The 23,711-nt window shown below is 44.2% G+C and carries 24 protein-coding genes; 8 read left to right on the plus strand and 16 right to left on the minus strand.

All coding sequences use genetic code 11. The features are described 5' to 3' along the window. Positions 1 to 19: 19 nt before the first annotated feature. Positions 20 to 655 (plus strand): FMN-dependent NADH-azoreductase, encoded by a 636-nt coding sequence (locus ACSLGF_RS12105; protein WP_099726026.1) that lies wholly within the window; start codon positions 20 to 22, stop codon positions 653 to 655. Between the two features lie 34 nt (positions 656 to 689). On the opposite strand, the gene ACSLGF_RS12110 is transcribed toward ACSLGF_RS12105, so the two are convergent. From ACSLGF_RS12110 to ACSLGF_RS12145, 8 genes are all read right to left on the minus strand, one after another. Next, positions 690 to 1,463 carry an IclR family transcriptional regulator gene (locus ACSLGF_RS12110; RefSeq protein WP_456005730.1) on the minus strand — a complete coding sequence of 258 codons (774 nt, stop codon included), beginning with the start codon at positions 1,461 to 1,463 and terminating at the stop codon, positions 690 to 692. 14 nt (positions 1,464 to 1,477) lie between these two features. Beyond that, positions 1,478 to 2,494, minus strand: a complete 1,017-nt coding sequence (locus tag ACSLGF_RS12115) for a 5-oxoprolinase subunit C family protein (RefSeq protein ID WP_456005732.1) — start codon at positions 2,492 to 2,494, stop codon at positions 1,478 to 1,480. Further along, a complete protein-coding gene (pxpB, locus tag ACSLGF_RS12120) occupies positions 2,491 to 3,237 on the minus strand; it encodes a 5-oxoprolinase subunit PxpB (RefSeq protein ID WP_456005735.1) in 747 nt (248 codons plus the stop codon). Before pxpB ends, ACSLGF_RS12115 begins: the two co-directional genes overlap by 4 nt. Before the next feature lie 18 nt (positions 3,238 to 3,255). After that, positions 3,256 to 4,047, minus strand: a complete 792-nt coding sequence (locus ACSLGF_RS12125; protein WP_456005738.1) for a putative hydro-lyase — start codon at positions 4,045 to 4,047, stop codon at positions 3,256 to 3,258. A 5-nt stretch (positions 4,048 to 4,052) separates the two neighbouring features. Next, on the minus strand, positions 4,053 to 5,270 hold the full coding sequence (locus ACSLGF_RS12130; RefSeq protein WP_456005740.1) for an NRAMP family divalent metal transporter: 1,218 nt from the start codon (positions 5,268 to 5,270) through the stop codon (positions 4,053 to 4,055). Between the two features lie 26 nt (positions 5,271 to 5,296). Further along, on the minus strand, positions 5,297 to 6,055 hold the full coding sequence (locus ACSLGF_RS12135) for a LamB/YcsF family protein (protein WP_456005742.1): 759 nt from the start codon (positions 6,053 to 6,055) through the stop codon (positions 5,297 to 5,299). Between the two features lie 163 nt (positions 6,056 to 6,218). After that, a complete protein-coding gene (locus ACSLGF_RS12140; RefSeq protein ID WP_456005744.1) occupies positions 6,219 to 6,998 on the minus strand; it encodes a Cof-type HAD-IIB family hydrolase in 780 nt (259 codons plus the stop codon). A 104-nt stretch (positions 6,999 to 7,102) separates the two neighbouring features. Continuing rightward, entirely contained in the window at positions 7,103 to 7,369 is a 267-nt protein-coding gene (locus ACSLGF_RS12145; protein ID WP_456005747.1) for an excalibur calcium-binding domain-containing protein, read from the minus strand. Between the two features lie 184 nt (positions 7,370 to 7,553). Between ACSLGF_RS12145 and ACSLGF_RS12150 the strand changes: the two genes are divergently transcribed. From ACSLGF_RS12150 to ACSLGF_RS12160, 3 genes are read left to right on the plus strand one after another with little or no spacing between them, the layout of a single operon-like run. Then, on the plus strand, positions 7,554 to 7,931 hold the full coding sequence (locus ACSLGF_RS12150) for a VOC family protein (RefSeq protein WP_456005750.1): 378 nt from the start codon (positions 7,554 to 7,556) through the stop codon (positions 7,929 to 7,931). A gap of 27 nt (positions 7,932 to 7,958) precedes the next feature. Further along, entirely contained in the window at positions 7,959 to 8,252 is a 294-nt protein-coding gene (locus tag ACSLGF_RS12155) for a DUF5316 domain-containing protein (protein WP_456005752.1), read from the plus strand. A gap of 26 nt (positions 8,253 to 8,278) precedes the next feature. Then, complete coding sequence (locus ACSLGF_RS12160) at positions 8,279 to 8,521, plus strand: DUF2651 family protein (protein WP_456005754.1); 243 nt, start codon at positions 8,279 to 8,281, stop codon at positions 8,519 to 8,521. 242 nt (positions 8,522 to 8,763) lie between these two features. On the opposite strand, the gene ACSLGF_RS12165 is transcribed toward ACSLGF_RS12160, so the two are convergent. From ACSLGF_RS12165 to ACSLGF_RS12185, 5 genes are all read right to left on the minus strand, one after another. After that, positions 8,764 to 9,156, minus strand: a complete 393-nt coding sequence (locus tag ACSLGF_RS12165; protein ID WP_456005757.1) for a RidA family protein — start codon at positions 9,154 to 9,156, stop codon at positions 8,764 to 8,766. Between the two features lie 226 nt (positions 9,157 to 9,382). After that, positions 9,383 to 11,131 carry a methyl-accepting chemotaxis protein gene (locus tag ACSLGF_RS12170; protein WP_456005760.1) on the minus strand — a complete coding sequence of 583 codons (1,749 nt, stop codon included), beginning with the start codon at positions 11,129 to 11,131 and terminating at the stop codon, positions 9,383 to 9,385. Positions 11,132 to 11,436: 305 nt separating this feature from the next. Next, positions 11,437 to 12,558, minus strand: coding sequence for a mannitol-1-phosphate 5-dehydrogenase (locus tag ACSLGF_RS12175; RefSeq protein ID WP_456005762.1), 1,122 nt, complete (start codon positions 12,556 to 12,558; stop codon positions 11,437 to 11,439). A 1-nt stretch (position 12,559) separates the two neighbouring features. Continuing rightward, positions 12,560 to 12,994 carry a PTS sugar transporter subunit IIA gene (locus tag ACSLGF_RS12180; RefSeq protein WP_012008933.1) on the minus strand — a complete coding sequence of 145 codons (435 nt, stop codon included), beginning with the start codon at positions 12,992 to 12,994 and terminating at the stop codon, positions 12,560 to 12,562. Between the two features lie 96 nt (positions 12,995 to 13,090). Further along, a complete protein-coding gene (locus ACSLGF_RS12185) occupies positions 13,091 to 14,533 on the minus strand; it encodes a PTS mannitol transporter subunit IICB (protein WP_456005764.1) in 1,443 nt (480 codons plus the stop codon). Positions 14,534 to 15,038: 505 nt separating this feature from the next. Between ACSLGF_RS12185 and ACSLGF_RS12190 the strand changes: the two genes are divergently transcribed. The 3 genes from ACSLGF_RS12190 to ACSLGF_RS12200 all read left to right on the plus strand — a co-directional run bounded on the left by ACSLGF_RS12190 (position 15,039) and on the right by ACSLGF_RS12200 (position 18,032). Continuing rightward, positions 15,039 to 16,673, plus strand: coding sequence for a copper resistance CopC/CopD family protein (locus tag ACSLGF_RS12190; protein ID WP_456005767.1), 1,635 nt, complete (start codon positions 15,039 to 15,041; stop codon positions 16,671 to 16,673). 16 nt (positions 16,674 to 16,689) lie between these two features. Next, positions 16,690 to 17,304, plus strand: a complete 615-nt coding sequence (locus ACSLGF_RS12195) for a YcnI family copper-binding membrane protein (protein ID WP_456005770.1) — start codon at positions 16,690 to 16,692, stop codon at positions 17,302 to 17,304. Positions 17,305 to 17,435: 131 nt separating this feature from the next. Continuing rightward, on the plus strand, positions 17,436 to 18,032 hold the full coding sequence (locus tag ACSLGF_RS12200) for an NAD(P)H-dependent oxidoreductase (protein ID WP_099726045.1): 597 nt from the start codon (positions 17,436 to 17,438) through the stop codon (positions 18,030 to 18,032). A 44-nt stretch (positions 18,033 to 18,076) separates the two neighbouring features. On the opposite strand, the gene ACSLGF_RS12205 is transcribed toward ACSLGF_RS12200, so the two are convergent. From ACSLGF_RS12205 to gabT, 3 genes are read right to left on the minus strand one after another with little or no spacing between them, the layout of a single operon-like run. After that, the gene (locus tag ACSLGF_RS12205) at positions 18,077 to 19,471 is read right to left on the minus strand and encodes an NAD-dependent succinate-semialdehyde dehydrogenase (protein WP_230031291.1); all 1,395 of its coding nucleotides are present in this window, start codon (positions 19,469 to 19,471) and stop codon (positions 18,077 to 18,079) included. Then, positions 19,446 to 20,834: an APC family permease gene (locus ACSLGF_RS12210; protein ID WP_456005772.1), complete on the minus strand. Its 1,389-nt coding sequence runs from the start codon at positions 20,832 to 20,834 to the stop codon at positions 19,446 to 19,448. Before ACSLGF_RS12210 ends, ACSLGF_RS12205 begins: the two co-directional genes overlap by 26 nt. 21 nt (positions 20,835 to 20,855) lie before the next feature. Next, positions 20,856 to 22,172, minus strand: coding sequence for a 4-aminobutyrate--2-oxoglutarate transaminase (gabT, locus tag ACSLGF_RS12215; protein WP_456005774.1), 1,317 nt, complete (start codon positions 22,170 to 22,172; stop codon positions 20,856 to 20,858). Positions 22,173 to 22,280: 108 nt separating this feature from the next. Here gabT and gabR point away from each other — a divergent pair, with 108 nt between their 5' ends. Continuing rightward, positions 22,281 to 23,705 carry a MocR-like transcriptional regulator GabR gene (gene gabR, locus ACSLGF_RS12220; protein WP_456005776.1) on the plus strand — a complete coding sequence of 475 codons (1,425 nt, stop codon included), beginning with the start codon at positions 22,281 to 22,283 and terminating at the stop codon, positions 23,703 to 23,705. Positions 23,706 to 23,711 lie beyond the last annotated feature (6 nt).

The following is a 23,711-nucleotide window of genomic DNA, read 5'->3' on the forward strand; positions in this document are numbered from 1 at the left end:
AGAAAGGATTGAATGAATTATGGCAAAAGTTTTATACATCACTGCACATCCGCATGATGAAACAGTTTCTTACAGTATGGCTACTGCTAAAGCATTTATCGAATCTTATAAGGAAGCAAACCCAAGTGACGAGATTGTACATATTGATTTGTACAAAGAAAACATTCCTCACATTGACGCAGATGTATTCGCTGGCTGGGGCAAGCTACAATCTGGTGCTGGCTTCGATACACTTTCAGCTGAGGAGCAAGCGAAAGTTGCTCGCCTAAACGAATTAAGCGATCAATTCGTTTCTGCTGACAAATATGTATTTGTTTCACCACTTTGGAACTTCTCATTCCCACCAGTTCTTAAAGCATACATCGACTCTGTTGCTGTAGCTGGTAAAACATTCAAATACACAGAGCAAGGTCCTGTTGGTTTATTAACAGACAAAAAAGCGCTACACATCCAAGCACGTGGCGGATACTACTCTGAAGGTCCTGCAGCTGAGCTTGAAGCAGGTCACCGTTACCTTGGAACAATTGCGAGCTTCTTCGGAATTCCTTCTTTCGAAGGTCTTATTGTTGAAGGTCACAATGCTGAGCCTGCGAAAGCAGAACAAATTAAAGCAGATGCCATTGAACGCGCAAAAGCTTTAGGAAAAACTTTCTAATCAATTATACAGAAAAAGCCAATGATCTTGACGGTCATTGGCTTTTTATTTGTTTAGATGAAAAACCTAGTTCTCTCGAAATACCGCTGGCGGCTTTTTTGACCTGCTCAATTAAGTAAGGCAGGCGTTCCTTTTGATATCCTGCTTCAAACCCTGCAATGCTAATGCCTGCGGCCACTTCTCCGAGATGATTGAAAATAGGCGCTCCAATAGCAGCTGTATAGTTTTCAAGCTCTGAATAGCTTAACGTATAGCCTCGTTTATTTGATTCTTCTAGTATGTTTCGCAGGACTTCTTTATCTGTGATGGTTCCAATTCCGATTTTCCCTAGCTCGATCGAGTCAATATAGGCCAGTCTCTCTTTCTCTGGCAAAAAGGAGAGAATACTTCTCGCACAGGCTCCTGCATATAGTGGAGATCGCCTGCCGACAGCGGTGTAGAGCCGTACAGGCTGCGTACCTTCGATTTTTTCAACGTAAATGGCTTCGTCTCCTTCACGAATAATGAGCTGTACGGCTTCTCCCACTTCATCTCGTAAGCTTTCCATAAAAGGCCTCGCAATCTTCCGGATATCGAGGCGGTCGGCTACAAGCTGACCATATTCAAGGAACATCAATCCTAACCGGTAAACACCTGAATCATGCTTTTCTAATAACCCCATATCCGCTAATGAGCTCGCCATTCGGTGTACAGATGTTTTTGGCATTTGGGCTAGCTCAATCATCTCATTTAACGTTAATTGTTCGTGTGTGATAAAAAGCCGCAAAATCTCCATTGATTTCACAACGGTTTTATTTGTGTTTTGCATGTTCCTCACCTTTTCTAAAACGAAAATGCTTCCAGCTTTATTCTTGCGGTCAGTTCTCTTATTTCCGCTTCTTGCTTGAATAGTGCCTGTTCTGCTTCATGATGGTCGATTTGCTCAAAATACAGGTTCGCACCAGGCATCGCCTGCGCAATGAGCGGTAGATCTACTGTTGCCACTTCTCCAATTCTCGGGTATCCGCCTGTTGTTTGGCGATCTGCCAGCAGTATAATTGGCTGGCCGTCAGGAGGGATTTGAACAGAGCCAAAGGCAACAGCTTCTGAAATCAATTCAAGCTTTTGCTTTAAGCGAATGGGTTCCCCTTTCAATCTGCATCCCATGCGATCTGATTGGGGCGTGACCTGGTAGGGCTGTTCAAAAAAGGCTGTTTGAGATTCTTCCTGAAAATAAGAGAGATGTCGGCCTGCCAACACCCGAATCACTGGTGATTTCCGCAGCGGTAAGAAATGAGCATGGCTCACTGTCCAATCAGGGGCGCTATATCTCGCTTGTTTCTCTTTGCTTTTTAGCATGTGAAACAGGCTCGCTGCTACTGAAGAGGGCTCTCCAATGGTCAGGATGTCTCCTTTTTCTAGCGTGCGCCCTTTCAGTCCGCCTATCCCCGCTCTCACATAGGTACTTTTGCTCTGCATGACTGGCTCGACGTCGAATCCACCTGCCACAGCAAGATAGGAACGGCAGCCTCTCTTACAAGGCCCAAAGGTGATGGTGCTTCCTGCTCGAATAAAAAGCGGCTTCCATAAAGGTGCTGGCTCTCCATCAATATCGATCTCCACATCAGCGCCAGTGACTGCAATCAGCTGATCCTTCTGACACGTAAACACAGGACCTGGCCCCATCAAAGTCATTTCCAGCACGGCTTCATTTTCTTGGTTTCCGGTGAGGATGTTGGCGATTCTGAGTGAGAGCGGATCCATGCCGCCGCTCGTTAAGACGCCATACTTCTGATAGCCTTTTCGCCCCTTATCCTGAATGGTTGTGAACATCCCCGGCTTGATGACATGAATACTCAACGTTCTGCCTCCTTCATGCTGAAAAATTCCTTTTCAGACATTTGGACAAATCTGACCTCATCCCCTGCCTTCAGTAGACTTGGTATCTCATCATCCGGCCGAAACAATGACAGCGGGGTTTGTCCAATAAGCTGCCAGCCTCCTGGGGTGGAAATCGGATAAACGCCTGTCTGCTTCCCCGCAATGCCCACAGACCCTTTCGGAATAGACATTCTCGGTGTTTCCCTGCGCGGAGCTGCGATCTTTTCAGAAAGCCCGCCTAAAAACGGAAACCCCGGGGCAAATCCAATCATATAGACAAGATACGTCCCTGCTGTGTGAATACGCACCACTTCTTCAGGTGTCAACCCATTGATGCGGGCGACTTCTTCTAAATCAGGACCAAGCGCTCCTCCGTAACAAACAGGAATATCGACGATGCGGCTCTTTGCGTGAAACCCCTCCTGCCATTTGTCTTCAAGAAGTTTTTGGATATAGGCTTTGACCCATTCATATGGAGACATGCCATGTGGATCAAGATGAGCAGATTGATGAACGGTATATGGTTCGTAAAAAACCGTCACGTTTGTAAAGGCCTGAACGGCTTCAACATATCCGTCAAATGGATGCTGTTCAATACATGCGAACAGCTGCTCAACACGCTCATGAATCTCTTCACGTATGTCGGCGCCAGCTTGAATGACGATCGCTGCATCTCCTAGCGGGTGGAAGGTGATAGAATCTTTTATCGTTGAAAACGCCACTTGAGGACACCTCTCTTTCTACAGCACTCCGAGCTGCTGATCTCTTCGGTCTGTGATGAACATATGACCGGGTGCATGAGTGATCGCAATGTCTGGTTTTGTGTGCATGACAATGGCTTGCGGCGTCACACCGCATGCCCAAAACACCGGGACTTCTCCTTCTTTCATAACAGACGGTTCTCCAAAGTCTGGTTTATCCACATCTGCGATTCCAATTACAGCAGGGTCACCTATATGGATGGGACCGCCATGTACTGAAGGAAATCTAGACGTCACTTGAACACTTCTTGTGACTTGATGCGCCGGAATGGGTCTCATGCTGACAACCATCGGGCCATGGAACACCCCTGCCTGTTCACAGGAAAGATTCGTTTCATACATCGGCACGTTATGACCGTCTTCAATATGACGTACAGGGATATCATTCAGCATGAGCGCGTGCTCAAACGTAAAACTGCATCCGATGAGAAAGGCAACCATATCATCCTCCCAATAAAAGGAGATATCTGTCACCTCTTGCTGAAGAATCCCTTTTCGGTAAATACGGTACTTTGGAAAATCCGTTCGAATATCCGCTTGAGGCGCTGACCGCCTTGGCACTGGATCACCTGGCTCCAGCACATCAATCAAGGGGCATGCAGCCGGATTCCGCTGACAAAATAAAAGAAAATCAAAGGCAAGTTCTTTTTTGACAATCATTAAATTGGCTTGAGCAAATCCCTCTGCAAAGCCTGCTGTTGGTCCTGTGATCTCCTTTTTGCGAATCAATTCCCTAAACTGTGAAGGCTCACAAGTTTGATATGCATTCATCTGAATCAGCTCCATAATCTCGGGATTTCATTCATGATTGTATACCCGCTCATAATAGCCATGATGACGACAACAAACGCACCTGACACTGTCAAAAAGAATGGATGACGATAATCACCGACAATCTCTTTTTTATAGGCCGCAATAAGCAATGTTCCAAGTGCCAGCGGCAAAATCATTGCATTTATCGCCCCAACCAAAATCAATATGTTCACAGGTCTTCCGATCGTAATAAAACAGATGGTCGAGAGGGCAATAAATCCGATGATAATGCCGCGTTGATTTTGCTCAATTTTTGGCGAGAAGGTTTTAAAAAAGGAGACAGATGTGTATGCCGCTCCAATGACCGAAGTAATCGCCGCAGCCCACATAATAATCCCGAACATTTTATACCCGATATTTCCAGATGCTAGTTGAAAAACTGAAGCAGGCGGGTTCGATGGATCAATCTGTAAGCCTTTTGAGACAACTCCCAGAACCGCTAAAAATAAAGCAACACGCATCACAGATGTAATCAAGATACCGAAAATGGAGCTTTTCGTCACTTGCGGCAGTGCATCCTTTCCCTTAATACCAGCATCCAGCAGGCGGTGACCACCAGCAAAGACGATATAGCCGCCTACTGTTCCGCCCACAAGTGTCACAATCGACAAAATATCAATTTTCTCTGGGACAAATGTTCTCACTGCTGCTTCTCCAACTGGTGGAGCGGTTGAAATGGCCACATACAGCATAAGAGCAATCATGACAAAGCCGGCTATCTGTGTGAAACGGTCCATCGCTTTTCCAGCCTCTTTGATCACGAAAAGCAGAATAGCAATGACAGCACTGACCCCTGCTCCGATTCGCGGATCGACACCGAAAATGACCTGAAAACCGAGACCAGCACCGGCGATATTTCCGATGTTAAAGGCGAGACCACCAATGACAATCAAAAAGGCTAGCACATAACCGAGACCCGGCAGAACCATATTTGCAATATCCTGCCCTCGTTTTTCTGAGACGGCAATGATGCGCCATACATTTGTTTGTGCAAAAATATCTAACAGAATGGAGATCAAAATGACAAATCCAAAGCTAGCTGCAAGCTGCTGTGTAAACACGGTTGTTTGTGTTAAAAATCCCGGTCCGATGGCGGACGTAGCCATTAAGAAGGCTGCGCCCATCAGCATAGACCGGTTTCCCTTTGGCGCCTTCATGTTTTTGATTTTCTCTGTTTTCATGCTGTTTCCCCCTTTGATGTCGTTTTTTATCGAAAGGCCCCGATGTGAATATTGGCTTCTTTTAGCTTCGCTGTAATGGTTTTTGCAAATTGAAGCGCATGGCTGCCGTCTCCGTGAATGCAAACCGTATCTGCTTTGAGCTGAATATCTTCCCCTTGAACTGTCCGAACCTTTCCTTCTCGTACCATACGAACGACCTGCTCGACCGCCAGCTCATCCTTTTCAATGAGTGCATGTGGTTCGCGGCGGGACGTTAGTGTCCCATCAATTTGATACGTCCGATCAGAAAAGACTTCATGTGCCACTTGAAGACCTATTTTTTCACCTGCTAACGCGAGTTCACTGCCAGACAGACCAAATAACACAAGGTTCGGATCAACATCATATACAGCCTTCGCAATTGATTCAGATAATTCAGTATTTTTAGCCGCCATGTTGTAGAGAGCACCGTGTGGTTTGACATGCTGCAGCTTGCCGCCTTCTGCTTTTAGAAAGGCTGATAGAGCGCCAATTTGATAAATGACGAGATCATAGGCTTCCTCTGCCGAGATGGCCATTGGACGTCTGCCAAAGCCGACTAAATCTTGCAAACCTGGATGCGCACCGATTTGAACCCCTTTATCTAGCGCCATTCTGACCGTCTTTCTCATTACCGTTGGATCTCCTGCATGAAAACCGCAAGCAATGTTGGCTGAGGTAACATATTCAAGAATTTGTTCGTCTGCACCGATTGTGTATTGACCAAAGCTTTCTCCCAAATCACAGTTGATATCCACTTGATACATAGGACCCCTCCTTAATGTTCCGAAATACGGAATCACAAGTCCGAATATTCGAATTTATATTGATTATACCAACTTTGGAGAGACTGCACATGAAATTGTCAGAAAACATAACAATAGAACTAGGAGAAAGCAAAAAAGCGAGAGGGGATGTCCTCTCGCCTTTTTATTTAGATAGCACCCAATGTTGTATAGCTTTTGCTACACCGTGTTCTGTATTAGGAGCCGTAATCCAATCAGCGGCTTCTTTCACGATTTCTTGCGCATTTCCCATCGCAATTCCTAATCCGGCTTCTTGAATCATGGCCATATCATTTAGGCTGTCGCCAAGTGACATGACGTTGTCCATTGTACAGCCAATACGTTCTGCTACCTTTGCAAGTGCCGCAGCTTTGTTAATGCCTGCCGCATTGACTTCGATATTGGTTGGACTTGAATTTGTGATCTCTAGATGCTCATTTGTTTTCAATGTATTGAGCACTTCCTCACGAACGTCATCATCATGAATATCAAAGCCAAATTTTAGCCATTCATGGTCATGTATTCGGTCCGGGAATTCACCTCTCCACACTTTATCCACAGTGGAAGCCCAATAATCGGTTTCGTACCTGTTTTTTAGATCCCACATCATTTGGACGTGATCAGGATGGAGCAGATCTCGTTCGATCAGCTGAAAATTTGAATCCCAAATTTCACTTCCGTTTGCTGTCACAAGATAGGAGGAGAGTTTGAGCGGCTCCACAAGCTCTCGGCAAGTTATCAGCGTACGCCCTGTGCTAATGACGACATGGACCCCTTTCGCTTCTGCTTCTTTAATGGCTTGTTTATTTTCCTCAGGAATGACGTGCTCACTATTTAATAGTGTGCCATCCATATCAATGGCAATCAATCGGATGTCTTTCTTATCAGCTTGTGTTGGCAAATTGAGTACCCCACTTTGTATCATTTTTTGAAACTATCTTTATTTTAATATAAAGACGATGTTGGCACAAAGGGACGAGATTGATCCCATAGAAAAAAAGACCTTGTTACAGGTCTTTTCACATGTGTTTAGCGTTCACAAGCAATACCGTCTTTATCGCGGTCGAGGTGTTTATTTTTTAAGTAAAGCGCTTTTGATGCATAAGGCTTGTACTTTGTTTTGCCGCCTTTGTTTTTCGTATTTTTGCTGATCGCCACTCCGCCTTTATAAACCTTGTTGAGTGCTTTGCAGTTTTTGTACTTGACTGTCTTTGCATCCGCTGTGTGGGTGTCGACTTGTGTAAAGCTTAGTAAAAGACCTAAAGACAAGACAGCCAACATGATTTTTTTCAACATGTGTAATCCCCCTATTTTTTCTCATTTTACATTTTTATCATAAGTCACCATTTTTTGTTTTTCAAGTCTATTCAGCTAGAAATATTGTTTTTTTTGGAATTAGATGCGTCTTATTTCCTGTATGATAAAATAGGTGGGAAACCTTTCCGGTTTTGACACGTATATGAAGAGAGGAGTTTTTCACATGAAAATGAAATATACCATTCTATATGTAAACGATGTTGAGGCGAGTATTCATTTCTATCAGCATGTACTTGGTTTCCCTATCAAACTGAGGGTTGAATCCTATGTTGAGTTTGATACTGGAGAAGTGACCTTATCCATTAATTCGCGCCAAGATGTAAAAGATGCACTTGGATTACCTGTTCCAGAGGCGAATAGCTCGTCTCAAACCTTTGAGATTGGCTTTGTCGTCGACGATGTGGAACAAACGATTACGTCAATGAAGGAAAAAGGGGTACCTATCATCAAAGAACCTGCAAAAAAACCATGGGGTCAAACCGTCGCTTATGTGTCTGATCCTGATGGTCATTTCATTGAAATATGTGATGCCATCTCCTAATGTCTTCTTTGAAGGGAGTGAACCGGAATGAGAAAAAAACATGCTTTTTTCGCCGGTGTTTGCTCAATGATTGTGATTTGCAGTGCCGCTATCATTCTGCAGCACCATGAGTGGATTGGGTTTGTCAGTGGTGGGATCGCTATTATTGGGATCGTTGTGTCTGGATTTTTAATGGGTGCATGGACAAACGGGGAAGAAACACGAGCAGCCTATCACTCTGAAACAAAAGAGCACCGCATGTGGCGTCTTGATACGGCTTTTCTTTTTATGATCTTTGCACTTCCGCATATGGCTGCGGCAGTCTTATATGTTTTGATGTAAACACTTGATAAAAAGGAGTTAGCGGTATGGCTGTCTTTGTGTTATTCATTGTATTTGGCTTTCCCATTATCTCCGTGCTGATTGGCATTCTCGGCACGCTGCTTTTGAAGAAGGTTTGGATGCCAACTTTGATTGTGCTGTTAGCGAGTGTCATCCTGATGTTCACATATATTGGCGGGGATGAATCCTTTCTCATTTGGGTCATCATCTATACAGTCTTTACGTTTCTCGCTGGATTGATCACAAAGCGAATCAAAGCTGTTTCATAAATACTCATGAAAAAAAGAACAGCTTGCACTGTTCTTTCAGATTGTTGACAAAGGGCTAAAATGAACTTTATTTTAGCCCTTTGTCTTCTTTTCAGCGTGATAGAAAACCTTTGAAGTCTAGGAAGGACGAGTAATGGAGCGGAGCGAATTTGACATTCGTGAGCACCGGCACGCAGGACTGACACCGAATGCGAGGGTTTGTCTACACGCTGAAAGAACAGCTTGCACTGTTCTTTTTTTGATCAAATATCGGCACACCATAGTTCAATTTCAATTTTCAGCTCAGGCCATCCTAATGCTGATACATAAGCAACCGTCATAGACGGGTAAGCTGTTTTGAAGATGGCATCCCACTGAGGATATAGGTGATCCCAGTCGATTTCTTCTGTTGCCCATATATTGACCTTGATCACATGCTCTTCATTCAATCCTTCTGACTCAAGGACTTTTTTAATATTTTCAAATGTATTTGTTACTTGGTCGTTTAAGCTTGATGGTATCTGCCCATCCATATCTGTTCCTACTTGACCCGATGTAACAAATAACCCCGCACCCTTTGGCACTCTTGTGATATGACTATAGTTGCCCACTGGTTTCGGCATACATTCTGGGTTTTTCCTCGTGATTTTTTCCATGTATATCCCTCACTCACTATGATTTTTCTGCTAGATTCTTCATCATGTAGACAGACTTCACTAATGTCTCTCTATTCTAGAAGAAAACAGCAGTGGAGTATCCATAGCCACAAGACAAGAACATCAATATTTTCTTTTTCATGACTGGAACACTCCTTTTTTTATCCTGTGAGCAGGGTTTCATTAACTTCATACTACCTTACGCGAGACACGCAGTCAAAATGATTTATAGACGATAACGTGCAATATCCTGATTTAATCGCATACTCAGCTCATTGAGTCTTTCTGCTGCCTTGGCCACATTGGAGATGGCTGTCACTTGTTCGTCTGTAGATGCTGTGATTTCTTCAATAGCAGCAGCATTTTCTTGAGAAATATGTGCCGCACCATGCATCGCTTTTGTGATGAGATCGTTTTGCTCCAGCAGTGCGTTCAGCTCTTTTGTCATCGCATTTGTTTCGACAATGGTTTGTGAAATCGATGTAGAGATGGCATTGAATTCATGTTCTGTTGCGTGTACCGCCTCATCTAACTCTGCAAAACGATCCATTGTGTTGGACATCATGCCGGCTGTTGCAGTCGTTTCTTCTTTAATGCCTTGAATCATTTGCTGAATTTGAACCGCTGATTGTTTTGTCTGCTCAGCTAAATTCCGCACTTCACTCGCCACAACTGAGAAGCCTTTGCCATGCTCTCCTGCGCGGGCTGCCTCAATGCTCGCATTCAGTGCAAGTAAATTGGTCTCATTTGAAATGCTTTCAATCGTATCTGTGATTTGAGAGATATCCTGCACTTTTGTACTTAACTGCTCGATCCCTGTTCTAATGCCTTGAGATGCCTGAATTGATTGTTCATTTGATTGTTTTAATTGCTGAACAATTTGCTGGCCCTGCTGTGATGACTGATTCGATTGGTCAGAAATTCGTTTAATTTGATCGCTTTGTTCTTTGACGTTTTCGATGGATTGATTGAACTGGGTCATTTGTTGATTGGCTACGTCAAGATCAGATGCCTGATGAAGCGTACCAGTCGATATGTCTCCAATCGCTCGGCCAATTTCTTCACTGCTGGCTGATGTTTCTTCAGATATCGCGGATAAATCTGTCGCTGATTCGACGAGTTGACTGCTCGTTTCCTGCAAACCGCTCACAAGTGCTCTGAGCTCTCCAGACATATGGTTAAAGCCTGTTGCCAGCTGTCCGATTTCATCCGTTGTTTCCTTTAAGTTCATGCGCTCAATATTACCCGCCGCAATTTCTTTTGAAGCAGCGGTGACTTGCTTGAGCAGCCTGACTTTTCCTCGCGCGGCCAAATAAAAGACCCCAAGACTCAGGAGAGCAACACCCGCTGTAATCAGAATAATATAGAGCTTCATCTGCTCTAACTCTTTATAAAATTCATCCTGGAATACGGCAATTCCTACACTCCAATTCCACGGCGTGAACTGGCTCATATAGGCCAGCTTTTGCTTTTCTTCCCCAGTTGCATCGTCTTTATCCATATAGGTGACATAGTGGGCTCCCTCGCCTTTTGCTGTGGCTCCAGCGACCATTTTTTGACGATTGGTCGTATTATCCGGGATGACGCCAATGTCGTTGACAGGATGGACTTGTGATGAATAATCCGCTCCATATGCGACGAGATAGCCTTTATTTTTATAGATAAAATCTGATTTTTGAAATTGGTATCCTTTCCCGTTGTCGTTTTTAGGCCCGCTTAAGTAAATGCGGGCTTGTTCCTGCGCCTGTTCAAGCGTCAGTTCTTTTTTCTCCACACGGTCATTCAATTGTTCAAGTGTGGCCATCGCTCCGCTGACGATGTGCTTTAGATCTGCTTTCCCTGCATCAATTAATACATTTTTCGCTAGCAAATATCCCGTTGTTCCAACAAATCCGCCTGTTAAAATCGTCATCACGATAATAGCAGACATTAATTGAAAAAAGACACTTCTTGAAGCAAACGCTTTCTTTTTCATGTTCAAATTCCCCCTTACTTCATATATCGTCCAGCGGGGAAAAGTATTAAAAAAGTCATAGAAAAAATCCCTTTCACATGTTGGAAAGGGATTTTCAGATTGTTGACAAAGGGCTAAAATGATCTTTATTTTAGTCCTTTGTCTTCTGGTCAGCGTGATAGAAAACCTTTGAAGTCTAGGAAGGACGAGTACTGGAGCGGAGCGAATTTGACATTCGTGAGCACCGGCACGCAGGACTGACACCGAATGCGAGGGTTTGTCTACACGCTGAAATCCCTTTCACATGTTGAAAAGGGATTTTTTGATTATAGAGCTGTTTCTTTGAGAATGGCTTGATAGAGATCGTCTGTTGGCGTGAGTCCACATACCTCTTCTAGCACACCTTCAATGCCTTTTTCTTTTCTTAAAGCTTGCATGCGAACGGCTTCTTCATCTTCTGCAAAGTCGTAAGCCAAAGCTGCGGCAATGCCTTTGATTAAATAAACTGGCTGTTTGATCTTCTTCGCTGGACCAATTAAGCGGTCATCTGTCCCCAGCTTTCTAAGCGGGGAACGTGCGACACGAGTCACTTCGTCGGAAATAAAGGCATTTTCAAATCGTTTGATGATTTTTTGTATATACGCATCATGTTCTTCTTTTTGAAAGCCATATGTGTCAATTAAATAGCTGCCCGTTTCGTGAAGTGCGCCTTCGACAATTTGACGAATCTCTGGCGTGTCGACGGCTTCTTTAATCGTTTGGACACCTTGCTGGTACCCGACATAAGCAGCTAGTGCATGTCCTGTGTTGACAGTGAAGAGCTTACGTTCAATATATGGCGTCAAATCTTGTACAAAGGTCGCTCCGTCAATTTGAGGAACATCTCCAATAAAGCCCGTCTCATCAATGACCCACTCGAAAAATGGTTCGACTGATACTTTCAGAATGTCCTCATGGTGCTGAATAGGAACAATGCGGTCAACGGCAGCGTTTGGAAAACCAACTGTACGTGACAGCGCTTCTTGTTCATCTGCTGTTAAATGAGAGAAGACGGCTTCTTTTAAATGAGAGCTGCCCCCAATCATATTTTCACACGCAACAATGTTGATGATATGGTCCGGCTTTTTTTGTTTTAATCCATCAGCAATAGATGAAGCAATGATCTTCAGTACGGCTGGTCCAACAGCTGTTGTAATCAAATCGGCTTGTGCAACGGCCTCTGTTAATGCCGCTGGATTTTGCGCGGAATTGATCGCTGAAACAGGACCTACTACTTCTTGCTTCTGTCCTGGTGCTGCGAGTTCGACCGTGTATTCTCCTCTTTCATTCAGCTCGTGGATCACCGCTTCATTTACATCGGTAAACACAAGCTCAAAGCCTGATGTTTTTAACAAAGATCCGATAAACCCTCTGCCAATATTCCCTGCTCCAAAATGAAGTGCCTTCATGTTAGTTCACCTCGTTAAAGATGGCGATCAGTTCATCCTGATCCTTTGCATGAATGATGCGTTCTACATTTTCTTCTTCTGAACAGACAATTGCAATTTGAGAAAGAATATCGAGATGCTCGTTGTTTTTCCCAGCGATACCAAATACGACTTTGGCGATATTTCCTTCTCCATATTCAACGCCATCTGGAATTTGGATGATTGAAATCCCTGAATGAAGGACAGCGGCTTTGGCATCCTCTGTTCCATGAGGAATCGCAATCCCGTTTCCCATAAATGTAGAAGAGATATTTTCTCTTTCAAACATTTTGTCGACATAATCGCTTGTGACATAGCCGTTAGCCACTAGGACTTCGCCTGCTTTTTTAATGGCTTCTTCTTTAGAGCCTGCTTGTTCGTTTAGAAAAATATTGTCTTTTGAAAGTACTTGTTTCATGAATGATCACACACCTTTTTTAGAATGGAAAATCAGGAAAACAACCAAAACGGGGAGTTCAATCAGGAAAAATTGAACTCAACCCGTTTCGTCATGTTATTTTTTCAACTTCTCAATCAGCTCATCGTATTTCGGGCTGTTTAAGAAATTATCAACTGAGATATGCACAGCTGCTGGAAGTTTTGCCTTCGCTCTGTCTGTTAAATCCTTATGGGTAAAGACCACATCGGCATCATTTGGAATGTTGCTGATGGATGTGTTTGTCACGTCAATATCAAGCTCTGCCTTTTTGACTTTGTTCTTTAAGATGGATGCGCCCATCGCACTTGAGCCCATTCCTGCATCGCAGGCAAAGATAATTTTGTTCACGTCAGCTGGATTGACATCACTCGGAGATGCTGATTGCTCGCTTCCTTGAGCTTCTTCCTTTTGTGCAGTTAGAGCAGCTGCTGCTGCACTTTTCTTCCCTTTCATATCTTGCATCTTTTCTGTTGCTGCTGTTAGATCCTCATCTGCTGCCTTGGACGCTTTTAAAATCACAGAAGCGACAAGGAAGGATACGATCGCTGCCACCACAACACCTGCTAGAACGGTAAGGTGGCCGCCTTTTGGAGACATCAGCATGAGCGCGATAATACTTCCTGGTGATGGCACAGCCTTTAATCCTGCATTTAAAAGTGTAAAGGTCAGAACACCGCTTGCTCCCCCTGCAATGACAGCCAAAATGAGCTTTGGCTTCATTAAGATGTACGGGAAGTAAATTTCATGGATTCCCCCTAAAAATTGAATAATAATCGCACCAGGTGCAGACTGCTTCGCACTCCCTCTTCCAAAGAACATATACGCAAGAAGAACACCCAAACCTGGTCCTGGGTTTGTTTCAAGCAAGAACAGGACGGACTGACCCGTTTTTGCTGCTTGCTCCACCCCTAAAGGACCTAAAATACCTTGGTTAATTGCATTGTTTAAGAACAATACTTTCGCTGGTTCAATGAAGATACTTGCCAGTGGAAGCAAGTGTGCATTGACAATGATATCTACACCTGCCGCAAGGGCTTTATTAAGACCAAGTACCACTGGGCCGATTGCGTAGAAAGCAATTGCGACAAGAATGGCACCTAGAATACCTGCCGTGAAGTTATTCACAAGCATTTCAAAGCCTGATCTGATTCGATCTTTGAACAGCTGGTCAATTTTCTTAATGAGATAACCGCCAAGCGGCCCCATGATCATGGCACCTAAAAACATTGGGATGTCCGAACCGACAATGACCCCAATCGTAGCGGTTGCACCGAGTACTCCGCCTCGGTGGTCATATACGAGCTTACCGCCTGTGTAACCGATTAATAGCGGCAGTAAGTAGTTGATCATTGGTCCAACGAGTGTATTTAATTGTTCATTTGGAAAATAACCACTCGGAATGAACAAAGCTGTAATAAGTCCCCAAGCGATAAACGCTCCAATATTCGGCATAATCATACCGCTTAAATAGCTTCCAAAGCGCTGTACTTTTACACGGAATCCGCTTTTTTCCTGCATCTGTGAAAACTCCTTTCTTCTCTCCCATTATTCAGGGCTTTATAGGTCAAAAGATATAAGAACAAGTGTCAGTGAAGCCCTTATCCCTATCGTAAAACGCTTTCACTTTCCCTTCAATTGAAACTAAACGTCACTTTGTCACATAGTGTGTGACAAAATTGAAAAATGATGTGAATTCTCTGTCAGATCACAGGTTATAACAGGTGAAAAGGTTGATATGCCGTTGTTTTGGCGCAAAATTCATTGGAATTTCACAACTTTCAAATGGTCACTTCTTGTTTCCTCTTCTTAAATCGAATAGGCTTATATTGATCAAACCTATTCATTCAAGAAACGTCTGCGCAGACACGATCCAGAAAAAGTGAACCATCTTGCTGTTGTTTCGTTTACCTTTTAGAGTGGGCGGCACAATAGGAAGAGCGGTTTTTTCTGTGATTCATAGTTTACTGCCGCTTTCTTTCTGATACATGAGACATTTTCATAGGTAGAAAGGCGGTTATTCACCTTGTTGAAAAATAGTAAGTGGCTTCTGCTTCTTATCTTCTTGTTCGCTTTTTTCATTCCAAAGGAAGCATTTGCTCATGCATACGTGGTGAGCTCGAATCCAGCGGCAAATGAAGAGCTGGATAAGCAGCCTCCTTCAGTTTCTATCACATTTAGTGAAGGAATCGAAAGCGGATTTCATGCCATTAAGGTGTTCAATGCAAAAGGTGATCGTGTGGATAAGGGAGATACGGTCATTCAAGATCAAAAGATCATGGAAGCTGCATTAAAAAAGGATTTACCAAAAGGGATTTACACCATTCAGTGGAATGCGGTATCTGCGGATGGACACTCTGTCTCTGGCATGATCCCGTTTAGTATTGGAAAAGCGGATGGAGGATTTGACCAATTAGATCAAGGTCAATCGAATGAATCCATCGATATGGCTTCGACCATTGACAAAGCCTTTCTTTATACGTCGTTCAGCTTATTCCTCGGAACCATTTTGTTTGGACTGTTTTGGTTTAAAGCATCCATTTCACACGCATTAGCTAAACGAATGAAGTGGCTTCTGACATTGTCACTTATCATGATGGGCGGAGCACTCGTGTTCCAGCTGCCGATTCAAACAAAATCAGCAGCAGGCGTGTCCTTTTGGGGGGCGTTTCAACCATCGCTTTTACAAGAAACCATTGCGTCGACTTCTGGCGGGAGTCTGTGGATGATGCTCATGGCATCGTTTGTTCTTCTTGCCATTTGGACCATTGTGGCGCTGAAAAAAGGGAACTTCACTTCTTTTCGGGTATGGCTGTTCCCGCTGCTCATTTTCACGGTGCTCCTTTGGCTGAAAGCACAAATCGGTCATCCAGCAGCAACAGATAATAAAATACTGACAACGTCACTTGATTTCATCCATCTCGTCTCTGCATCCATTTGGGTCGGTGGTTTAACAGCCATTGTCCTTCTATTAATGAAGAAGCTGCCAGATGAAGATCAGCCGCTCATACGCAGGACACTGACAGCCTTTCATCCGTGGGCACTGCTTTCTGTTGGACTCATTGTGTTTTCAGGATTTGTGAATGCGATCTTTATTTTGCAATCGTTTGATGCACTATTCGAATCAGCATACGGACGAACCTTTTTAATCAAGCTTGGTTTATTTATCATCATGGGCCTCCTTGGACTTGTCCACTACTTGATGCTGAGATGGGAAAAGAAACAGAAACAAAACGTTTCGTTACGAGCTGAGTGGATTATCGGAATTGCTATTTTGTTATTAACAGCTGTATTCACCAATATTCCGAGCCCTCCTCCGCCTGCACCTGAGCCGTTCTTCGGCGCAAACCAAGTGGAGCATCGTGACATTGTGTCCTTGAGCATTACCCCGAATGCCCCTGGGAAAAATACATTTGAGGTGGCATTTACAAAGAAGGATGGACAAACGATCACTGACATTCAATCTGTGACAGCCAAGATCCATAAAGTTGCCTTGTTCGGTGATGAGTCCCCGAGTGAATTTCAGCTGAAACGATTAAAAAATGGACATTTCTCTGCTGAAAATCTCTTATTAAATGAAAAAGGCACTTGGAAAATTGACATCCATGCGTTGACTGGTTCTTTTGAAAAGATCGATACCACATTTATTAGAAGAAACTAAAAGGAGTTTAGATCACATGAAAAAATACGTTAAAGCTTTATTACCAATGCTTCTCGCTTCATTTTTACTGGCGATTCCTGTGAGTGCGCACGTGACAGTCAAACCTGATACGTCTGCGACAAACGCTTGGGAAACTTATACGTTAAAAGTACCTTCTGAAAGTGACAGCCCGACAACAAAGGTTGTCATCACAATGCCTAAAGGCGTAGAGTTCCAACAATACGAGCCAGTACCTGGCTGGAAAACAACAACTGAAGAGAAAGATGGCAAGGTGACAAGAGTCACTTGGGAAGCAACGGGTGATGGTGTGCTTGCTGGACAGTTCCAACAATTCGTTTTTGTGGCAAAAAACCCTGAAAAAGCAGGTGAAGCTGCATGGGATGCGTATCAATATTATAAAGATGGAACGGTCGTTGAATGGACTGGCGATCAAGACGCTGATAAACCTCATTCCATCACAAACATTGTTGCATCTAATACCTTAACGGATTCACATGGTCAAGAAAAACCAAAAGAAGAAAAGGCGTCTGAAACAGCGTCCACTTCTTCCTCACCACTTGTCCTTGGCCTGTCCATTGCCGCTCTAGTCGTAGCACTTATTGCGCTTGGTCTTGCTTTTAGAAAGAAGTAAATCATACATGAGCGATCGTTTTTCACAAGCGATCGTTTTTTATTTTCCCAACCTATCATTTCCAATATAGGATTGAATAGGATGCAGGCGCATGCCATAATGAGACAGATGATCACCTAGGAGGCTATGAGATGAACCATCTAATTATATTTGCTCATCCCCAGCAAAGCTTAAATCAAACCCTATTAGATCTTGTTGTGAGCACTCTTTTGAACAATGGTCATGATGTGACTGTTCGTGATGTCTATGCCCTCGGCTTTCAGCCAGAGCTCACCATAGCGGAAAAGGCTGCGATCAAACGCGGTGATGTGCCGATCGCCATTCAAACAGAGCAGATGCTTATTCAACAAGCGGATGTTCTGACGTTTATTTTTCCGATATGGTGGACAGGCTTGCCGGCTATGCTAAAGGGCTATGTGGAGCGCGTCTTTTCGGAGGGATTTGCTTATCAGGTAAATGAGCACGGGGCTATTGAAAATCTGCTTCGGGACAAAAAAGGTGTTATTATCAACACACACGATGCCCCAAGGACCTTTCTTGATTCCAATATGATCGTTCCCCCTTCCCATCACATGACAACTGATACAGAAGTCTTCAGTTTTATCGGTGTTGAGCCTGTCGAACGGCTTTTATTTAGCAGCATGGATCAAGCATCTGCTGATTATATCCACGAAATCCTCCAGGAAACGAAAGAAACAGTGGATCAACTCTTCCCGCCAGCTGTTTAATAAAAAAAGACTGCCGAGGTTTCTCGGTCAGTCTCAATCATTCATTATCCATCTAAACCTATGGATACATATTTTGTTTCTAAATATGGCTCGATGCCTTCAATACCGCCTTCACGACCAATTCCACTCTCTTTCATACCGCCGAAAGGTGCCTGAACAGCCGATGGGCCGCCATCATTCCAGCCAATAATACCGTAATCAAGATTCTCTGAGATGTAGAGTCCGTTCCGGTAATTCTCTGTAAAGAAATATGCCGCAAGTCCAAAAGGTGTATCGTTGGCTAATTCAATCGCCTCATCTAATGTTTGGAACGTCGTAATCGGTGCCACAGGACCAAAGGTCTCTTCATGCATGATGTTCATCGAAGGATCGACATGTGTGAGCACCGTTGGCTGAACAAAATAATATGACTTCTCATCGTCAAAATCCGTATCGCCGCCGACAAGCACTTTCGCCCCTTTATCCACTGCATCTTGAATTTGGCCGACAATTTTATCAAAGCCGCGCTTATTGATAATTGGGCCGATTGATGTGCCTTCTTCAAACCCATTTCCCACTTTCAGCTTTTTCACTTCTTTGCTGAACGCTTGAGCAAACGCTTCATGAATCTCCTCATGTACAATTAAGCGGTTGGCACAGACACAGGTTTGTCCTGCATTGCGGAACTTAGATGCTACTGCTTGTTTCACAGCCAGTTCAAGATTTGCATCCTTGTCTACGATCAGCGGGGCATGACCGCCAAGTTCCATCGATACGTGTTTCACTGTGCTCGCACTGTTTTTGATCAGATGCTTTCCGACTGGCGTTGAGCCTGTAAACGTGATCTTGCGAATCAATGGACTATCTGTGAAGATTTCACCAACTTCTTTTCCATCTCCAACAACCCATTGCAGAGCATCCTCTGGAATCCCGGCTTCATGTCCTAATTTCACAAGTTCAATGGCCGTGAGCGGCGTGTCTTCAGCAGGTTTCACAATAAACGTACAGCCCGCCGCAAGTGCTGGTGCTGCCTTTCTCGTAATCATCGCCGCAGGGAAATTCCACGGTGTAATCGCAGCGACAGGACCGACTGCCTGCTTTGTGACGAAAAGACGCTTATTTGTCGTATGAGACGGGATGGTTCTGCCATAGATTCGCTTTGCTTCCTCTGCATACCATTCAATATATCCAGCTGCATAGACGATTTCCCCTAATGCTTCTTGATAAGGCTTCCCATTTTCTTCCGTGATGATTTTGGCAAGCCTTTCTTTATGTTCGATCATGAGATCAAACCACTTGCGGATGATATTTGCACGATCATGGGCGGACGTTTTTGCCCACGTTTTAAATGCTTTGTGTGAGCGAGATATCGCGTCTTCGATCTGTTCTTTTGTATGCTGAGCAACTGAAGCAATCTCTTCCCCTGTTGCAGGATTATACACTTTGAGTTCGTTTGTCATTCTCTACCTTCCCCTTCGTTCTTGGATTCATTACATATAGTATATACCCAATGAGTGCCCAACCTAAAAGCAAGATCCATTCAGCTGGCCATGACAGAGACGCCGGCATCCCCGGAAAATAAAATGAAAGAAAAAGGAGACTAAGTCCGATGGCTAAAACGCCTGTCGTCCGCCAATATTTAATGCAGTATGGACGCTCAAGCTCAGGTTCTGTTTTGCGAAGTTTCATAAAGGCGATGGACACAATTAAGTACCCGACGATAATTCCCACACCGCCTGTATTCACAATCCAGACAAGGGCAGGGCGGCCTAGCAGTGGAGCAAAAAAGGCCAATGCCCCTAAAAATAAAATCGCATTTGTCGGTGTTTTATACTTTGGATGAATATACGCAAACCATTTGGAAATCATGCCTCTTTCCGCCATTGCGTATAAAATACGGCTTGCACCAATGATAAAAGCATTCCAGCTCGTCACAATCCCTGCTACACCGCCAATCACAAGCACTGTCCCAAATGCTTGATGACCGAGAAGCTGTACCATGGCATCTGCTGTCGCCAGTGAAGAGGCTTCAAGCTGGCTCTTTGACAACCCAGCCGATACGCCAAAGACAATGAGCAGATAAAAAACAACGGCACTCACGATGGAGATAATCAAGATTCTCCCGATGATCTTCTTCGGTGCATTGATCTCTGCCGCCACTTGCGGAATGACATCAAATCCAACGAATAAAAAGGGAATCATGACTAAAACGGCCATGAGACCGCCAACCCCGCCTTGAAACATCGGCTCAAGGTTTGCAAAATCGCCATTAAACGTCGCTCCACCTAAAAGGAGAAAACCTGTCAGAATAATCGCCACTGTGAACACTGATTGAAAAATGGCAGCAGGCTTTGCGCCAATGTAGTTCAGAGCTGTTAAAAATAACGCACCGCCAGATCCAATCAATACCCACGTGAAATAAACGTCCCATCCCCCTATATTCCATAGGAAACCAACATGCTGTGTTGGAATGACATAGTCAATCACTGTCGGCAGTGCGACAGCTTCAAACGTAATGACGGACACATAACCAAACAATACGCCCCATGCGGAGACGAACGCTGATTTTATCCCAAAGGCCCGCTGGACAAAGACGAGCCCCCCGCCTGTCTCTGGAATTGCCGACGAAAGCTCGGCATACGTGAGTCCAATAAAGATGACGAGAATGCCCCCTATGACAAAGGCAATCACACTTCCTAAAAATCCAGCTGTTAAAATCCAATCTCCCGAAAGTACAACCCAGCCCCAGCCAAGCATTGCACCAATGGACAAAAACATTACGTCTGACTGCGACATGGTTTTTGCCATTTCTTGTTTTTGCATACAACCATCCCCCTTTGTTGTTTAGCGTGCTTTGAAGGCGTCCTCGATGATCCCTAATCCTTCATGCAGCAGCTCATCTGTGATGACAAGTGGCGTTAAAAAGCGAATAATATTCCCATTAATCCCTGCCGTTAATAAGAGCAGCCCATGCTCGTTTGCATATGCTGCAATCGCTGCGGCTGTTTTCTTATCAGGTGTACGCGTTCTTTGATCTTCCACAATTTCAATTGCTGCCATTGCCCCTAATCTCCGGACTTCTCCAATGAATGGGTACTTTGTTCTCCAATCATTTGCTTTGTCCTCAATGACTTGTCCAATGTGTTCAGATCGTTGATTTAATTGTTCTGTTTCAATGATATCAAGAACCGCTAATGCTGCCACACAGCCTAACGGACTTCCAGCATACGTTCCCCCGAGCTCGCCTGGATCCGCTGCATCAAGCAGTTCTTTTCTGCCAACGACACCGCTTAGCGGCAGGCCAGCTGCAAGTGATTTTGACACAGTGATTAAGTCTGGCACAACCTCAAAGTGCTCAATGGCAAAGTATTTCCCCGTTCTCGCAAAACCTGTTTGGATCTCGTCTGCGACAAATACAATACCGTGCTGCTGACAGAATGAAGCGACGTGCTGTACAAAGCGCTTCGATGGTACAATGAATCCGCCCTCCCCTTGGACAGGCTCCATGACCACACAAGCAACTGTTTCTGGTGCAACGGTTGCGACAAAGAATTGATTGAATTGATCAATGATGTACTCATCGTAGGCCGCATCACTTAATCCCTCAGACTTTTGATAGTAATAAGGATACGGCGCTTGATACACCTCTGATGCGAATGGTCCGAACCCAAATTTATATGGCTTGACCTTGCTCGTCATGCTCATCGTCATATTCGTTCTGCCATGGAAGCCTCTTGTAAAAGATACAACAGCCTGTCGTTTCGTATATTTACGGGCAATTTTCACCGCGTTTTCCACAGCTTCTGCACCTGAATTTAAGAAAATGGCTTTCTTCTCGTGGTCGCCTGGCGTTAGGTGGCATAGCTTTTCTGCCAATTCGATATAGGATTCGTACATCATCACGTTGAATCCTGGGTGAATCAGACTGTCTGCCTGTGCCTTGACTGCTTCCACAACCTTTGGATGTGAATGCCCTACATTTAATGTACCGATAGCGCCTGCAAAATCGATAAAACGATTCCCATCAATATCGAACAGCTCGGCTCCCTTCCCTTTCCCTGCAAGATGACGGTTGCCATTACTGACGCCCCTTGCGACGTATTGATCTCTTTTCCCCTGCCATTCTTCTGTTGAAAAACGGTTTGTTGTCGTTTGACTCATTGTCATCCATCCCCTTTATGTCTTTTTTATTATTCTGAATATTTTTTGGTATGATAGAAAGTACCAATATCATTTTTTTGATGGTATCAGAGAGGATGGAATGGCGTGATGCTGACAATTCAACTAGATCCAACAGGGGCAAACGGCTTTATTTATCATCAAATCTATACAAAAATTAAAGATGAAATTTTAAATCGAAATCTTCAGCCGCACGATCAATTACCCTCTAAACGAGAGTTAGCCGATACATTAAAAGTCAGCGTCAATTCGGTGAATGGCGCCTATCAACAGCTGCTTGCCGAGGGATATTTATATTCGGTTGAGCGCAAAGGCTTTTTTGTGGAATCACTAGACACGTTTCATGAATCAGGTCAGCTGAAACCCTCTTCCCTTCCAGCGGATTTAAAGGAAGAGCCTATTGCGCGAGACGACTGGTATTCCTTTTCACACATCTCCGTTGATACAGCAAACTTCCCTTTTAAAAGCTGGCTGAAAAGTGAACAAAAGGCGATCAGCCTCCACCAAGAAGCCTTTGGTGAGCTTCCGCATCCACAAGGCGTTTATGAGCTGCGGGAAACGATTGCCCGGCTGATCGGACTTGCACGAGGCGTTAAATGCTACCCAGAGCAGCTCATTTTAAGCGCAGGCACACAGTCACTCATTCATTCGTTATCGAGCATCCTTCCGGCTGATCAAGTATACGGGTTAGAAAACCCTGGCTACCGCAGGCTCTATCAAATGCTGAAAAACAATCATCACCGAATTGAAACGATTGGGATTGACCAAAAAGGTGTGCGGATGAGCGACATTCACAAAAAACAGCCGAATGTCTTAATCATTACCCCTTCTCATCAGTTCCCAACAGGAGTGATCATGCCGATTTCTCGGAGGATACAGTTGTTAAACTGGGCGGCTGATCAGCCAGGCCGCTATATCATTGAGGACGATTATGACAGTGAATTTAAGTATGGCACAGACAGCATACCGGCTTTGCAGAGTCTTGATCGCTATGACAAAGTGATTTATATGGGCACCTTTTCAAAATCACTGCTGCCCGGCTTGCGGCTAAGCTACATGGTGCTCCCGCAGCATTTATTAAGACGCTATAAGGAAGAACAGCATTTTTTCATTCAAACAGCCAATCTTTTTACCCAATACACCCTTCTTCATTTTATGAAAGACGGCGCGTATCAGCGGCATATTAAGAGAATGAATGGATTATATGAAGAAAAAAGGAAGCAGCTCATCGGAGAACTCGAAATCGTCTTTGCTGACAGCGTGCGCATTATTGGGGAAAATGCAGGTCTTCATTTTATCGCAGAGTTCCGCTCAGATCGAACGCAGCACGACATTTTAAAGCGAGCCAAAGAAAGAAAGCTGAAAATGTACGGGATGGACCGTTTTACCCTTGATGAGTATTTGCCAGGGCATCAAGAAGGCTTTGTCCCGCTCGTCCTTGGCTTCTCACATATGCGGCCAGAGGATATTCAGCCAGCGGTGAAACGGCTGTACGAGTCGATTTATGGGAAATAAAATAGC

This window comes from Bacillus sp. A015 (genome assembly GCF_053851875.1).